Below are 15,642 nucleotides of genomic sequence, written 5' to 3' on the forward strand. Positions count from 1 at the left end.
TAATTGGTGGTGATAGTGATGACATAATCACAGGAAGCTCTGGGAAAAATACCTTGGCAGGTGGAAGAGGAGATGATACTCTAACAGGCAACGGTGGTGCTGATACCTTTATCCTATCTGGTGGGCATGACCTTATTCAGGATTTTAGTGGTAATGATTCGATTCAGGTTGCCAAAGAAGTCTCATATACAGATTCGAGTGGAGCAATAGTTACTGAATATCAGATCGATAGTCTCACTGATTTAAGCTTTAATGCTGGTGTATTGTCTGTTAATTTTGATGGTAATGATATTCCTATTGCTACTCTAGATGGTGTATCTAGCTTGGATATTAACAATAATGTTTCTTTGTTCGATATTCCTATATAAAACCCCTAAGCGGATCTATTTTTTTATACATGATGGGGGTGGGGAATGTGGGAAGTGTTGGGAGGGTGGGGAGATGGGGGCCTAGATTCTACCTTTTTTCCCTATTTTATTTCTTAATCTCCTGACTCTTGTACGGGTGATTCGCGAATCACCCCTACTCCTGACTCCTGAGCCAAAAACTCGCAACTTTGCCAAGATACGCTTAGGGCTTCTATAGAACCCATGTTGGTAAGTCACACCAATTCAAAAAATGGCTGTCATGTAAAATCTATGCCGGGTAAAGATTTCAAGTAATTTTATGTAATATTATTTTATTGAATTGGTACTATATCATGTTCGTTGAATTAATCCAGATTACAAATCATAAATTTGGGTAGAGACCTTAAATTTAACGTCTCTACATGATATAGCAGTCACCATTACTAGGGCGGAGATTCTCACGCCTCTCACATTTAGTCCGTGCTGAGAATTTATAGTGGTTTTCACAAAGGTAGACTACAAAACTTCTTCCTTCTTTCTTCTTCCTTCTTCCTTTAAACCTAAATCTCTGTACTCTATATTAATGAAAACTGCTATAACTTCGCGCCTTTCAACTAACGCAACACAAAATCAGAACGCAACCTCAAATCTAAATCATCCTCTGGATAAATCACAACTACCTCTGCTTTATCCCGACCAACAAACACTCCACCCAAAGCACCCAACCCGGCTCCTATTAATAACCTTTCCACCTCCAGAACGTCATCCCCAAGAACTGCAGACAATAAAGCAGCAGCACCAGTACCCACGGCAGCACCCTTCAAAATATCCCCAGCACTAGCACCCTTTGTTATTCTTTCAGTTTCAGTAACCACCTTAGAAATAGCATCAATACGAAACCGACGGCGATCGCCAATAATTACTTGTTCAGCAAAAAATTGAGTCCCATTGGAAACAGGTCGTAGTTGACCTTCTATCTCACTGCCAAAGGGTATTACCACTCTTCCCTGAACATTCCTAATATCTTGAGTCACTGTCAACCTTAACCTCATCGACTCATCTGGAGTTAGAACGACTTTTTCTGCTTCCTCGTATCCTACGGGGATGAGTGTTCCTGCTGGTATTCGTGCCACAGGTGATGGTCTTCGTTGGTTGACAGGGAATGGTCTTCGTGGGTTGCTAGGGTACTGTCCTCGTAGGTTGCCAGGATATTGTCGTTGCCAGTTAAACTGAGCCATAGCTCGGTTTGACATTAAACCGGGCGTTGCTGTAGCTAATGTCATGCCTAAAGTTAATAATAAAGATGTTCCAAAACGCCACTTTTTTGAGTTAAACATAGGTAGTATCTATCCTCCAATATCAGTTATCAGTTGTCAGTTATCAGTTATCAGTTATCAGTACCTCCCGCTGAAGTCAGAGACTTGAGACCTTATTTTTTTCTTAGAGATTACTTTTAACTTTTAATTTTTAACTTGCGCGTAGCGCTGATCGCTTTTGACTTTTGACTTTTAACTTTCAGCTTTTACAGCTTTTACAGCTAAAATTGCTGCACCATAAACAGGTTTATGCCTTGGCCAAATAAGTTTAGCAGCAGGAGCGATCGCCAAGATAGAATCTTCAAATCGACCGCGAAAATCAATCATACTGTTCCAGACACTTCCAATAGTAACCACTTCAAAAGTTTCGTGAAGCTTAAATAAGGTAGATATCACAATTTTTGTAGCTATACTTAACTCCTCCACAGCACCTTGAATAATTTTCTTAGCTACCTTATCTCCCTTATCTGCGGCTGCGGAGACAATAGGAGCAAGTGCTGCTATCTCTGTTGCACTCCATCCACGGCGATATACTACTTCTATTATACCCTCAATATTTGTCAAGCCCAGGTGTCTTTGAAAATCTGTAATTAAAGTAGTCGGAGATTCACGTCCATCATAACTTTTCAGAGCTGCTTGTAAACCTCGAATAGCTATATTATAACCACTACCTTCATCTCCCAACAGATAACCCCAACCACCAACCCGCTTAGTTAACCCCTGACTATTCTGGCCAAATACTAGGGAACCTGTACCTGCCATTACCACAATACCTATAGAATATCCAATACCTCCTACCAAAGCGATGTTACTATCGCTACAAATAATTATAGTATTTGGCTGTAAATCCCATTTTATCGGAATATTAGTAATAATTTCTTGGAGCAAATTTTCTACTACTAGAAAATCTTCCGGTCTTCCCACTCCTGCTAAACCAATACAAATTCCAGAGATTGGTTGATGGCTATTATTATTAGTAACTGCTTGACTAATAGCTGTTTGAATAGAATTTTTTGCCACTTCAATTCCTACACTCTGATAATTTGAAGGACCGCTTTTACCACTACCAATAATTTGATAATTTTCATCCATTAAAACGGCTTCTGTTTTCGTGCCACCGCCGTCAATTCCTAAAATATTTACTTTTTTCATATTCTATAATTACTATTATTTATCTAAATTTCTAAATTATAGTAGCACAGGCATCTTGCCTGTAATAGCTGTACTTTACACTTGAGAAAATCCCCTATATTTATCTAAATTTGCAGAGAAGAAAAGTTTTTATAATAAAATAAGGTATCAAAATAACTGATAACTGAAATGACTCTTTTTTCCTTTTTATAATACTAAAAAATAATTTAATATTAATGAAACTTATATTTAATTGATTAACATATTTAAAATTTAAACGAATTTTCACAAAAAAAGTTGAAATGAGCTTTCGAGGGCCAAATTCTAGGGAAAAATCGCGATTTCGCCCCTGTATTCGCAATCTTTTTATAAACGCTGTAAGTCTTGATGTGCAATAAATACAGGATTTTTTCTTTCCAGGAAATTTTGATGTATATTGATAATAAGTCTGTCGCTCTGCGTAGATGCTTATTAAAATGAAAAAGAGCATTGGTGAGTAGAAGTGCGATCGTGAAGCGAAACGTAGTTTTATCGCATAGCGTTTCATGTCGGCGACAGCCGAAAACAGAGTTCTATCCCAAAATAGCATTGATAAGATTGATAATTTTTCTTACCATTTCATATTGACAAAAATTTTAACTATAAAAATTGCTGAATAAGTCATAAAACTTATTCAGCCTTCCTGATATGCAGTTTCATTTCAATTCTTTAGAGGATTTATTGTTATTCCAATAACATATCTGATAAAGCATCCAATTCATTTTGAAGGACTTGCATTTCCACCGCAGCTAGGTCAACCTTCAACTTCTTACTAATGAGTTCGAGGACTTTCTTTTCTTGTGGAGTAATAACCTCATCTAACTCAGCAATTTTTTGACACTGAGCTACAACTGAAATCGCAAACTCATCATTGACTTGAGCAAGTAATTTTTCTAGAGATGGGGGAGATTTGATATTCTTCTGAATTATTTCCAGAGAACCAGGACTCAGATTAGCTGCTTCAAGTTCTGGCAGTATTTGCTCCCAAGTTTTTCCAGGATTTCCAGCCAAAATTACATGAACCAAAATTTGATCCATGATCGCTTGTTGAGCGATCGCCGCTTTTAAATATTTCTGGGTATTAATTTCAGCAGTTTCTAGTGCGACTTCCATAGTTTCCGGAGCCAATTTTGCTTCATAGAACCGACAAGCTGCATACCCCAGGGAATATAGCATAACTGCATTTGTACTACCACCAATTACTGCACCTGCTAAAGGCACATTTCGTATAAAACCCAATCCTGCTTTTAAAGCTTGACCACCTCCAACTGCTAGACCAAAAATTCCTAAAACCTCTCCTTTTCTTGCTGGTTCTTGCAAATCAAATCCATAAGCATAAGCAATCTGATATACCATTTCTGCTTGTATTGCAGTTGTAACTGTTAAGTCAACTGCTATGAGTCCTAATCCCATTCCTGGTACAATACTGGTAGCAACGCCTGTCCCCCCAACATAAATTGCTTTCTCTAAAATTACACGATGGCTAATTTCAGAAGGGCTTTCATTTGGATATTTTTGTTGTAGGCGTTGAATTTCAGTTTCAGCTTTGACAATATCTATCCGATCGACTATTTCTAACAACTCTATTTTCAGAGCTTTTGTTAATGGTGACAATAATCGACTATTATTCACCATTTCCGTAACATATCCTAGTCTATGTGTTGTATTTACAGCTACGCTACCAATAGCTTCACCTGCACCACAAGCTGCTTGAACTGTGGCGTTTCCTACTGCTTGTGCTGCTCCTGCCACTGAACCAAATAGTGACCCAAAAAAAGACTGATTTTGATTTGGAGTTTTTGATAAATCTGCGGAAGTTGTAGTCATCTTTAACTAACTTTATTATTAACTTACATATTCATAATAAAATGCACATTTACTGTTTAAAAATAGTGTATTCACTGAAGTTTTTTAGCGTAAGTTTCTGTAATTCTAAGAAAAAATACTGACCTATTGATAATCCATAAAATTTTTTGTAACTTCCCAGAGTTCGATTGTTTTTGAATACCTTTTATCAATGAATCTCCACTTAATAAAAAAGACAATTATCCCTGATTTATTATGGCTAATAAAAAAACTTGATCTAATTAGTAAAGTAAGATTTTCTGAAATTATTTACTGACAAATTGTATTGATAAAATTGATAATTTTTAACTTTATTTCCTACTATTCCATATTGATAAAAACTTTAACTATAGCCAAGAAAGAATTGGTCAAGACATAGACTGATAATGAATCTTAAACTAAAAAATTTTTTTCTAACTGTTCCCTGCTATATAAAAATAGCTGAATAAGTTCCAAAACCTATTCAGCCTTCCTGAAAAGTAATAGAAAAATTACACCTACAGCTAAGAAAGAACTTGGTGAGAACGTAGAGTGATGATGAACCTTAGACTAGAAAATATTTTTCCAACTATTACCTATTCCCTATTCCCTGCTACTGCAATTGAGGTAAAGCCTTTCTTGCCCTTTCTGCACGAGCATCTGCGGACTCCATTACTTCATCAATTTTCTCCAACATTTCCCCTGGATAATTTTCTAACACCTTAGTAGAAAGAGAAATCCGTTTTCGACCTTCATCTAAATCAACAATCATCGCTTTAACCAAATTACCCTGAGCAAAAATTGTTGATAAAGAATCAACCCGTTTTTGACTAACTTGGGTAATATGTAGCAAACCAGTTAAACCTTCCAAATCTACAAAAACACCAAAAGGCTTCACTCCTGCAACTTTTCCTTCCACTAACTGACCAACAACTAACTTACTAAAACCAGCAGATTGAGCGGCCAAACGCTGAGACATCACAATTTTCTTTTTTTCTTGGTCTAATTCCAAAAAATTGACTGTTAATACTTGGTCAATTAATGACTCCAAATTATCCTTTGCCAGAAGATGGGAGCGCGGAACAAAACCCCGTAAAGATTCTACATCTACGGTTACCCCACCTTTATTAGTACCAATTACTCGAACTTGGAAAGACTGACCACCTTCTTGTAATTCAGTCAACTTCTCCCAAATTTGATTAATTTCTAGCTGCTTAACAGAAAGAAGCACTTCACCCTCTGCATCTTGCTCACGAATAATTAGAAATTCTCTTTCTAGCTGTAGTGGTAGTGCTTCTGATAAATCTTGTGTTACTCCCAAGGAAGCTTCTTGAATGGGTAAAAGAGCTAAAGATTTACCCCCTATATCAACGTAGATACCTTCAGATTCATAACTATATACTTTTCCAGTAACTATTTGTCCTTTTTGAAATTCATAATTATACTGAGGTTGTTCGAGAGCTTTGGCAAAGTCGTCCATTGAAAAGGACTGTTTACTTCCTTGAGAGCTAGTTGATTCGGGATTCATATACAGTAAAAAAAACACTAGGCTACTCAAATATAACTAATCTCTGGTGATAATGGATAATGGATAATGGATAATTGATAATTAAATCAATAAGATTTTCGCATTTGGTTTAATTCTCTCGGTTTTAACCAGAGGTAATTAATAATTGATAATTTAGATATAACAATCCTATTTGGGTCCTGTATAAAATTTCATTGCTTTTAGGGAACAGGAAACAGGAAACAGGTAGGAGTTTCAGTTTTTTTATTTACTTTTTGATTACCCCCAACCTATTGAGGATTGCTATATAGTTTTCATTATCCATTATCTATTTAATTGTTGACTAAAAAGTTGCTTTGTCTTAACCCAAGCATCAGCAGCAGCTTGAGCATTATAACTACTACGATGGTCACAAAAGAAACCGTGGTCTGCTGGATAACGAAATACTTGATTTTTAATTTGATGTTTCTTTAATGCTGCCTCAATTTGATCTACTTGTTCTATGGGAATTAAAGGATCTTCTGTGCCAAAGAAACAATATATCGTACCACTAATTTTCGGAGTGAGAGTAATAGTAGGTTCACCACCACCAGGAGTACCAGTAGCAATACCAGCTCCATAAAAAGAGGCAGTTGCTTGAATTTCTGGCAAAGTAGCTGCTAGATAGGTAACATGGCCTCCAAAACAGAAACCTATACAACCAAATTTATCTGGTTTAACAGTGGGTAAGCTTTTGAGATAATTAATAGTAGCTTGAATATCACTGAGTAGTTCTGAAGCTTTGGTTTGTTCTTTGTATTTGCGACCTAATATTAAATCTTCCTCAGTGTAGCCCACTTCAAAACCAGGAGCTTGACGTTGATAGATTGACGGAGCGATCGCCACATAACCTTCTTTGGCAATTTTTTCTGTTACTTCCCGAATATGGCTATTAACCCCAAATATTTCTTGCACCACAACTACTGCAGGAAATTGACCAACTCCTAATGGTTGTGCTAGATAGGAATCTATTTCCAGGTTTCCATTGAGGACTTTAATATGGGTGGTATGGATTTCTAGTTCTGTCATATCCTCGTACTTGTTCAGAAACTTTTAGGTCTTTCGTTTCTATTAGTTAATTTTTTATAGATTAAAAACTAATATTAAATCTATATCATAATCTATAGATATAGCACTACGCATTTAAGGCGCGGACATCAGTAAATTCCTTTTGGTTTGACTTGTTTGCGGAGGATTTTGGCATCCAAAACTCAGTCAGAGATGACTTTTGAGTGTCAAATGTGTGTCTTACATTCTGTTCGCGAAGCGTTTCCGCAGGAAATGGAGGCTTCAGAATTACGCACTCGATGCATGATTACGCACTCGATGCATGACTTACGCGTAGCGCTAAACTCAGTCATATATAACTTTTGACTTTTGATTTGTGACTTTTGACTTGTTTGGGGAGCTTAGATAATGGTTGATTTTCAGATTAAAGCAGATAGTGATATTCCCGCATCAAACCAATTATTTAATCAAATTCGGTTTGCGATCGCTTCTCGACAGCTTCCCCCTGGCCATAAATTACCTAGTACCCGACAACTTGCTATGCAAACTGGGTTACATCGAAATACCATAAGTAAGGTATACCGTCAACTAGAAGATACTGGCCTTGTAGAAGCTCAAGCAGGTTCGGGTATATATGTGAAAGATAAAGGCCATGAATGGGTGGCAAAGCTAAATTCTTCCACTTTTGACAAATATCCAAATGATATTAATATAGCCAAGAGTATAGTCAAGAGTAGCTTGGATGAATTGTTATCCCAAGGTTGTAATTTATACAAAGCTAGGGAAATGTTCCTCAAAGAGATTGCCTGGCGATTAAGTTGTCGTGATAACGTCTTAGTCACGGCTCCATCTAATGATATTGGTATTGGAGAGTTGATGGCTAAAGAGTTGGAACAAGCTCTGAATATTTCTGTAAAGTTAGTTCCTTTAGAAGAACTAGATGAGAATATAGAAAAAGTATTTTTTTACACCATTGTCACAAGTCGTTATTTTATTGGGAAAGCTGAAAAAATAGCTGCTCAAAAAAATCAATCTGTCCGAGAATCTGTCCCAGAATCTATTCGAGAATCTGTCCCAGCATCTGTTCGAGTTATACCAGTTGATATATATGATTATAATGAAGAGTTTAAATTGCTACAAACATTACCCAAGGGAAGTTACTGTGGTTTAGTTAGTCTCAGTTCAGGTTTTTTACGAGCTGCAGAAGCAATTATTAATAGTATGCGTGGAAATGATGTAATTGTTATGACTGCCCAAGATAAAGAAACCGATAAAATTAATGCTATGGTGCGGTCAGCTAGAATAATTGTTTGTGATAAATTTACTTTTGATAAAGTTAAAGATTCCTTACAAAAAAATAGGGAAGATATTATTCGGCCTCCACAAATTAGATGTATTGAAAATTATATTATTATAGATTCGATTAATCTCTTGAAACGAGAGTTAGGTTTACTTTAGCTAGGCAAATATTTTTGCTCTTTAACTATCTAGAATAGGGAAGCATAAAATAATAAAAATGACTAATTTAGATTATTTATAGAGCATTTTTCAAATATTATGAGGTAAATAAGTTTGGAATTTTAGGTAATAGGGAATATTGTAACTAGGAAAATAGAAGAGAAAAAAATACTGTATCTTATTCATTCAAGAACGGCTATATAGAATATTGATGTTACCATAAGGAAGAATTTAATCATGAAACGAATAGCAAAAAAAGTATTAATAATTTCACGAATTAGCTAAAGCTAATTTTTTTTTCAGATGTAATTTATGAAATTCATTCCTAGAGAAGTTTTCTAATACCAATTTTATAAAATATTGCTATAGTTACAACACAACCAACAAGTAACAGGGAAATAACAAAATTATCAAAAAGATAAGAAAAGATTAAATCTATAAAATTTATAATTTCTCTGTTGTAGGAAGAAATCAAAAACTAAAACGTAACTGCCTATGTACAAATTTGGTATAATCTTAATTAATATTTAGCGTATCAAAATAATTAGCTCTAAAACCCTACCTTGAAAGGTGAAATATTTTTGAAGGGTTGCTCAAAATCTCCATTACAAATTACAAAAACAACTTTTGACTTCTGAGGTCGGTAAAAACAGTCCCTCAATGAGTACTAATATCTTAAAAATTTATAAAAAACATTAAAATTAATTTCCTGACTTGATTCCCTCATCACGACTTGGTATTTTAGGATAATCTAATCACACAACCTATATAGGACTGCTATAGTTTATAAAATACTAATAAAACATTTGCAAATCAAGTAATGTAAAAATGAAAACAGCAATTAGAAATATTAATACAGAAGTTTTAGAACATAATTTACAACAAAGGTGGCAGTCTTTGAGAAAAATCAATGATTCTTGCCAAATTCAATGTGACTTAAAAGCCGGAACATTATTGGTGGTTTGTCAACATCCATCAAATTTAGTAATAGATAGGGAAAAAACAATTGCAGAGTTAAAAAGTATAGTTCAAAAACAGGATTTAGAATCTATAGAAAAAGTAGGTATTTGTTTGAATGTAATAGGTCATATATATCCTTATGCTTATCATTCATTTTTTACGAAGAGTCGGCAAGAAGAATCTACACTAACTTTTATGCCGAAATGGATAGATAGAGATATAGATTCTGAAATAAAAATTACACCAGAATTATTAGATTCCTTAGACAATCCATTTAATTTAAAAGATTTAGAAACAATATCTATTAGATTAGAATCTGAAGAGAGACCCGAGCCAAATACTAATGTCAGAAATCAGAATATTCCTGGTAGTAAAAGTCAAAACTCGGAAATCAAGATTACCTCAAAATTACTGGATGATTTAGATAATCCTTTTGATGTTGAAGGATTAGATTTATCTCAAAAAAAAATCAAAAGAAAAGCTAGAAATGATGTAAAACAAAAATCATCTGTAACAAAAGAATCAACTGTTAACTTAACTACCTTTTCTCAAGTAGAATTTCTCAGCGCTAGTTTAAGTTTAGCAATTTTAATAGGCTGTTTTTATGCAATAACTCAACCTTGTGTGATTGGAAAATGTATGATAATACCAACAGCAAGAGAGTTAAATCAACAGTCACTAGAAACAATTAAAAATGTCAAAAACTCTTTGGCTCCAAAGCAGGCACAAGAAAAGTTAGAAACAGCAGTTCAAGATTTAGAAAAGATTCCATTTTGGTCAATACGTTACTTAGAATCACAACATTTAAAGTCTACTTACCAAATAGAAACTCAACATTTAGAAATAATTAGAAAAGCTTTGCGTAATGGTCAACAAGCAGCTCAAAATAGTAAAGGTTTACCACTGCCAGCAGAAGACTGGGTAGAAATTCAATCACTTTGGCAAGAGGCGATATCTTTATTAGAAATAGTACCAGAAGATAGTAGCGCTTATCCTTTTGCTAAAAATAAATTGCAGCAATATCGTAAGTATTTAGTTGCTATTAAAGGAAGATTAACTACTGAAGAAGAAGCTAATCAAAAACTAGTAGCTGCTAAACAATCAGCTCAGTTGGCAGAAACAAGAGAGGTAATAGCTCAGTTTCCTGAAAGCTGGAAAAATGTATATTCAAATTGGGCAGATGCGTTGGAGCAAGTATCTACTATTCCTTCAGAAACTACTGCCTATTTAGAAGCAAAAAATTTACTACCTCAGTATGAACAAAAACTTCAATTAGCTGAAGAACGTAGAGTTATAGAACAAATTGGAGAAGAGGCGTATAATCAAGCTATTAGTTACTCTAAACAAGCTGAAGTTTTTGAAAGGAGAGGTAATTGGAAAGAGGCAACAGAATATTGGCAAAAAGCTCTAAATTCTGCTGAAGAAGTACCTAATAATTCTAGTTATTCTGCTAAAATCAAACCACTAATTAAGTCTTATAATACTCTTCTAAAAATAGCAGCAGCTAACCAGAGATTATTAGCAACTTTAGCGAAAGCTCGTCAGGATTTAAGTAAGACTTGTCAAGGAAAACCAAAAATTTGTCAATATAGTGTTACCAAGGATTTAATTACTGTGCGGTTAAATTCTGACTATGTGGAGAAAATAAAAAAAACAGCTAAAGCAGTAGAAAGTAGTAAAGATAAGAAGAGTCGTACCGAACTAGAAAAACATTTGAAAACTTTACAGGTTGCTTTAAAAGCTATTAGTAATAATGCTAAAATTCCTTTAGAAGTTTATAACCCACAAGGTTTAAAAATTGCTGCTCATTTTCCCAATAGTTGAAGCGAGGGAATAGGGGAGAGAGAGTAGGGGAGTAGGGAAAATGAAAATTTAGTTAGCATAAAAGTTTTAAACATTAGGAAACTGCTACTTTTTGAAGGTAGAAACAGGGTTGTGTATTTCTGAAGCTAGCGCTAAATTCAGGAACTTATCTTACTTTTTCTTTTTACAATGATAATATCCCACAAATATAAATTTATTTTCCTGAAAACAACTAAGACTGCTGGTACATCAGTTTAAATTTCTTTATCTAGATTTTGTGGCGATGATGATGTAATTACTCCTATATCCTTGAAAGATGAAGCTATTAGAAAACTTCTTGGAAAAAGACCACAAAATTATTTAGATTTTGATGCTCAGGGAAATGAATATAAAAAGTATTTCAACCATATCACTGCTAAAGAAATTCAATGTGTCATAGAACCTTCGATTTGGGATAGTTACTATAAGTTTTGTTTTGAAAGAAATCCTTTTGATAGAGCTATATATTTGTACTACTTTCTTTGCCAAAACAAATCCATTAAATTTGATGACTGGCTGAAAAATTAAGTATACTAGTCCATTCCTAAAAAAAAATTGGAATATTTACACAATCAACGATAAAATAGTAGTTGATTTTATTGGTAAGTATGAAAATATTCACTCAGATTTAACTTTCGTCTGTCAGAAATTAAACATACAATTTGATTGATGGATATTTACCAAAAGCTAAAGGATTTTTCAGAGATGACAACCGCCCTTATTATGATTTTTTGAATGGGGAACAAATGCAAACTATCCGTGAATGTAACTCAAATGTTATTGATTTATTAGGTTATGACCATGAAAATCAAAATAATCACAAGATTTAAATTTTAGAAAAAGAAAAAGAACAACCACAAAATCATACTCAAGAATGTTACAATCAAATAGGATATCAACTACAAAAACAAGGAAAATTAGACGAAGCTTTGATTGCTTATGCTTAAGCAATAGGAATTAATCCCCAAAAATCTTGGGCTTATTATCATACACTAGGCGGTATTTTTAGAGAAAATAATCGCTATAGAGAAGCAGTAGAAGCTTACCATCAAGCTATTAAAATCAAACCAGATTTTCCTTGGAGTCATTATCACTTAGGAGTAGTGTTAGAGAAACAAGGAAAATTAGATGAAGCTTCCACTCATTATCAAAATGCTATCGAGCTTGGACTCACGATTATTTAAGATTAGTCTTATAAATATAAGGAAAATTAAATTAACTACTTACTTTGACTGCCAGAATACTATTTAACCTCACCAAGATTTCTATTTTTATAAAAATAATAAAAAACTTTTCTACCAGTGAAATAACCTACGACTGAATAATAATATTTCTGGCTCCAAGTAGGGGTATTTATCTGAAAGTAGTAAATTTGCCACAGATATATCTTTACCAATTGATAATTGATAATTAGGGTTTGCGTATAGAAAGTCTTTTGGTAGGGGTAGGAGTCAAGCGCCAGGAGTCAGGAGACAGGAGAAATAGGAATGAGCGAGGAGGTAGGAGTTAAGAATTGTAAGAGTGATTTTTATGCCATAATCATCCCAAAATACTAGCTTTTAACAGCTCTTTCCACCGAAAAGCTGGTACTTTTTCCAGACCTAAAAACGCACTTACCAATATCAGTCAATACTTTTAGAATTAATCAGCAGAGCAATAATTAGAGATAGTTTTCATTATGCACTATTAATTCTCCATTATTCATTATCCATTATCCATTAATAAGTTGTTCATCCTGATTAAAAAATTGCCTACATAAACCATAAGTAACCAATAAACTTGTAACCAAATTTGCAAAAGCTAAAAGAAACATAATTAACATTTGATATGCTACAGCATCTAGAGGATTAACACCGCTTAATAACTGACCAGTAACAATTCCAGGAAGTGTGACAATTCCGATTACTGTCATCTGGTTTAAATTAGGTATTAATGCAGCACGAACAGCATCTTTTCTATATTTAGCAACTGCTTGTTGTGGTGTAGCTCCTAAACTTAAATAAGTTTCAATTTCTACTGGACTAGAATTAATTGTACTGACGAGTCTTTCTCCAGCGATCGCTGCTCCATTCATCGCATTTCCTAATACAATTCCCACTAAAGGAATTAAATATTGAGGTTCATACCAAGTCTCAGGTTTAATAACCAATAAATTTGTATAACTAATACTTAAAGTTGTACTGGTTAAAATGGAACCCCAAACTAAAGGTAATAACCGAGGTATTTTTTGACTAATTCTATTCCTAGCAACTAGAGAAGCAACTGTTAACATAACAGAGAGAATAGCTATTACTAACCAAGGCTGTTTAGTCGTAAATACTATTGCTAATATATAGCCAACAAATATTAACTGTACAATAGTACGAACTGTAGCTATTAATAATTGCCATTCTAATCCTAATTTTTGCCAAACTGAGAGACCAATAGCTATGGCAATTAGTCCTAAAGCCATCGCTATATCCGTAATTGTTAATTGAATCATATTGTGACTATTATTATTTCTAGAGATAGTTTATTCATATAGCAATCAAGAATGATTTATGAGATATTTCAGAACAATTAAGAACGCTCAAAATCCTTCAATATTCTGACTCCTGACTCCTGTCTCCTGACTCCTAACTACTACTAAAATCTCACAACTGAAATATGATTGCTATATTTTTATTTAAATCTAAATCAAAGTCAAATCTCTTGGATTTAGTTGAGGAGAAATATCAGAGTAAAGTTGAATAAATTTATCCTAAAGTTTTTTATAATCTAACTAAAAACTGAGGCGTTGGTAATTTTGCCTATGAGTTTTATAGACAATAATAATATTCCTCGCTTTAAATTCATAGAATTAACTCATTAAATTTGATAGTTAAAACCATTCATTATTTATCCTTAAATCCATAAGATTCGCGAACTAAATATAAAGGTCTTCTCTTGACTTCAGCATAAATTCTACCTAAATATTCTCCCATAACGCCCAACGTGATGAGTTGTACTCCTCCCAAAAATAGAGTTACAACCATTAATGAAGCATATCCTGGAACGTCAATTCCAAAAATCAAAGTCCTAAAAATTAGATATGCAGCATAGACAAATGCAATACAAGATATAAACAATCCAATATAACTCCAGATTTTCAGGGGAACTGCGCTAAAAGATGTAATACCCTCAAGGGCAAAGTTCCACAATTTCCAATAATTCCATTTTGTTTCCCCTTTATATCGAGGTGGGCGATCATATTTCACTGCGATTTGTTTAAACCCAACCCAAGCAAATAAACCCTTCATAAACCTATGAGTTTCTGGCAGTTGTTTAATCGCCTCAATCACCTGACGATCCATTAGCCTAAAGTCTCCCGTATCTTGGGGAATTTTAATTGAAGTCATCTTTTGAATGATGCGATAGAAACCATTAGCAGTTATTTGCTTAAGCCAACCTCCAGAGCGAGATTTTCTAGTGCCATAAACTACATCGTACCCTTCATGCCATTTGCCTACCATATCGCCGATTAACTCTGGTGGATCTTGTAGATCGGCATCAATCAGAATTACTGCTTTTCCTGTAGAATAATCCAAACCAGCACTCATGGCTACTTCCTTGCCAAAATTACGGGATAAGTTAACTACCTTAATCACTGAATTACGATTATGATGCTCAATTAAATAATTGAGAGTGTTATCCCGACTTCCATCATTGACACAAATAATTTCATAAGTCATACCGAGTGTTTCAAGAACCGAGATTAACCGCTCGAATAAATAATCAAGATTAGGCTCCTCATTGTAGCAAGGAACAATAATTGATAAATCTATAATTTCTCCAGGTTGTATATTTTTTAATTCATTACTATAAGTATTCATATTGTTTCTAATTTACCTGTAGATATAACACCTAGTGCTCTGACACGCTTAAAATGTTCCAATAGTAGGGGCGAGTTCGTTTGAGATGGTATTAGTTACTAGTAATTAATTGGTACTGATGTGGCTATTGATTTAGTTAATACTTAGTCTCAGATTATTGAATATAGAAAAACACAATGCAAGTATGATAAAAATAAAGATAATTTTTTCTAATAATTTAGATATATTCCAATAAGCTATACTTACTGTAGTCAAAAATAAAGGCAAGTTCATTAATTGATAATTGATAATGGATAATTGATAATTACCTCTGGTTAAAA

Annotated in this window: 14 protein-coding genes; 6 read left to right on the plus strand and 8 right to left on the minus strand. The window is 34.0% G+C overall.

Annotation, left to right across the window (positions count from 1 at the left end; translation table 11 throughout):
- Positions 1 to 2: 2 nt before the first annotated feature.
- Complete coding sequence (locus ACP6PL_RS16450; RefSeq protein WP_426546355.1) at positions 3 to 368, plus strand: calcium-binding protein; 366 nt, start codon at positions 3 to 5, stop codon at positions 366 to 368.
- 593 nt (positions 369 to 961) lie between these two features.
- Here ACP6PL_RS16450 and ACP6PL_RS16455 read toward each other — a convergent pair.
- From ACP6PL_RS16455 to ACP6PL_RS16475, 5 genes are all read right to left on the minus strand, one after another.
- On the minus strand, positions 962 to 1,684 hold the full coding sequence (locus ACP6PL_RS16455) for a hypothetical protein (RefSeq protein WP_426546343.1): 723 nt from the start codon (positions 1,682 to 1,684) through the stop codon (positions 962 to 964).
- Between the two features lie 171 nt (positions 1,685 to 1,855).
- On the minus strand, positions 1,856 to 2,815 hold the full coding sequence (locus tag ACP6PL_RS16460) for an N-acetylglucosamine kinase (RefSeq protein ID WP_426546344.1): 960 nt from the start codon (positions 2,813 to 2,815) through the stop codon (positions 1,856 to 1,858).
- A gap of 702 nt (positions 2,816 to 3,517) precedes the next feature.
- Positions 3,518 to 4,660 carry an EcsC family protein gene (locus tag ACP6PL_RS16465; protein WP_426546345.1) on the minus strand — a complete coding sequence of 381 codons (1,143 nt, stop codon included), beginning with the start codon at positions 4,658 to 4,660 and terminating at the stop codon, positions 3,518 to 3,520.
- 610 nt (positions 4,661 to 5,270) lie between these two features.
- Positions 5,271 to 6,185, minus strand: coding sequence for a S1 RNA-binding domain-containing protein (locus ACP6PL_RS16470; RefSeq protein ID WP_426546346.1), 915 nt, complete (start codon positions 6,183 to 6,185; stop codon positions 5,271 to 5,273).
- A gap of 303 nt (positions 6,186 to 6,488) precedes the next feature.
- Complete coding sequence (locus tag ACP6PL_RS16475) at positions 6,489 to 7,232, minus strand: dienelactone hydrolase family protein (protein ID WP_426546347.1); 744 nt, start codon at positions 7,230 to 7,232, stop codon at positions 6,489 to 6,491.
- Between the two features lie 387 nt (positions 7,233 to 7,619).
- Here ACP6PL_RS16475 and ACP6PL_RS16480 point away from each other — a divergent pair, with 387 nt between their 5' ends.
- From ACP6PL_RS16480 to ACP6PL_RS16500, 5 genes are all read left to right on the plus strand, one after another.
- Positions 7,620 to 8,669 (plus strand): GntR family transcriptional regulator, encoded by a 1,050-nt coding sequence (locus tag ACP6PL_RS16480; RefSeq protein WP_426546348.1) that lies wholly within the window; start codon positions 7,620 to 7,622, stop codon positions 8,667 to 8,669.
- Positions 8,670 to 9,497: 828 nt separating this feature from the next.
- On the plus strand, positions 9,498 to 11,453 hold the full coding sequence (locus tag ACP6PL_RS16485) for a hypothetical protein (RefSeq protein ID WP_426546349.1): 1,956 nt from the start codon (positions 9,498 to 9,500) through the stop codon (positions 11,451 to 11,453).
- Positions 11,454 to 11,741: 288 nt separating this feature from the next.
- Positions 11,742 to 11,999, plus strand: a complete 258-nt coding sequence (locus ACP6PL_RS16490) for a hypothetical protein (protein ID WP_426546350.1) — start codon at positions 11,742 to 11,744, stop codon at positions 11,997 to 11,999.
- Between the two features lie 134 nt (positions 12,000 to 12,133).
- Positions 12,134 to 12,301 carry a hypothetical protein gene (locus ACP6PL_RS16495; RefSeq protein ID WP_426546351.1) on the plus strand — a complete coding sequence of 56 codons (168 nt, stop codon included), beginning with the start codon at positions 12,134 to 12,136 and terminating at the stop codon, positions 12,299 to 12,301.
- 126 nt (positions 12,302 to 12,427) lie between these two features.
- Entirely contained in the window at positions 12,428 to 12,655 is a 228-nt protein-coding gene (locus ACP6PL_RS16500) for a tetratricopeptide repeat protein (RefSeq protein WP_426546356.1), read from the plus strand.
- 527 nt (positions 12,656 to 13,182) lie between these two features.
- Here the strand turns inward: ACP6PL_RS16500 and ACP6PL_RS16505 are convergent.
- The 3 genes from ACP6PL_RS16505 to ACP6PL_RS16515 form a co-directional block, all read right to left on the minus strand.
- Positions 13,183 to 13,953: an ABC transporter permease gene (locus ACP6PL_RS16505; RefSeq protein ID WP_426546352.1), complete on the minus strand. Its 771-nt coding sequence runs from the start codon at positions 13,951 to 13,953 to the stop codon at positions 13,183 to 13,185.
- A gap of 391 nt (positions 13,954 to 14,344) precedes the next feature.
- Complete coding sequence (locus tag ACP6PL_RS16510) at positions 14,345 to 15,322, minus strand: glycosyltransferase family 2 protein (RefSeq protein ID WP_426546353.1); 978 nt, start codon at positions 15,320 to 15,322, stop codon at positions 14,345 to 14,347.
- 132 nt (positions 15,323 to 15,454) lie between these two features.
- Positions 15,455 to 15,642: hypothetical protein (locus ACP6PL_RS16515; RefSeq protein ID WP_426546354.1), on the minus strand; the 188-nt coding region annotated here is incomplete at its 5' end.

Origin of the sequence: Dapis purpurea BLCC-M126, from assembly GCF_050015975.1 — a bacterium.
Taxonomy (GTDB): domain Bacteria; phylum Cyanobacteriota; class Cyanobacteriia; order Cyanobacteriales; family Microcoleaceae; genus Trichodesmium.

Excerpts from the sequence above, each read along its gene's own strand:
- ACP6PL_RS16480 (WP_426546348.1), top strand. The coding sequence starts at position 7,620 with ATGGTTGATTTTCAGATTAAAGCAGATAGTGATATTCCCGCATCAAAC.
- ACP6PL_RS16510 (WP_426546353.1), bottom strand. The coding sequence starts at position 15,322 with ATGAATACTTATAGTAATGAATTAAAAAATATACAACCTGGAGAAATT.
- ACP6PL_RS16465 (WP_426546345.1), bottom strand. The coding sequence starts at position 4,660 with ATGACTACAACTTCCGCAGATTTATCAAAAACTCCAAATCAAAATCAG.
- ACP6PL_RS16485 (WP_426546349.1), top strand. The coding sequence starts at position 9,498 with ATGAAAACAGCAATTAGAAATATTAATACAGAAGTTTTAGAACATAAT.
- ACP6PL_RS16460 (WP_426546344.1), bottom strand. The coding sequence starts at position 2,815 with ATGAAAAAAGTAAATATTTTAGGAATTGACGGCGGTGGCACGAAAACA.
- ACP6PL_RS16455 (WP_426546343.1), bottom strand. The coding sequence starts at position 1,684 with ATGTTTAACTCAAAAAAGTGGCGTTTTGGAACATCTTTATTATTAACT.
- ACP6PL_RS16470 (WP_426546346.1), bottom strand. The coding sequence starts at position 6,185 with ATGAATCCCGAATCAACTAGCTCTCAAGGAAGTAAACAGTCCTTTTCA.
- ACP6PL_RS16475 (WP_426546347.1), bottom strand. The coding sequence starts at position 7,232 with ATGACAGAACTAGAAATCCATACCACCCATATTAAAGTCCTCAATGGA.
- ACP6PL_RS16505 (WP_426546352.1), bottom strand. The coding sequence starts at position 13,953 with ATGATTCAATTAACAATTACGGATATAGCGATGGCTTTAGGACTAATT.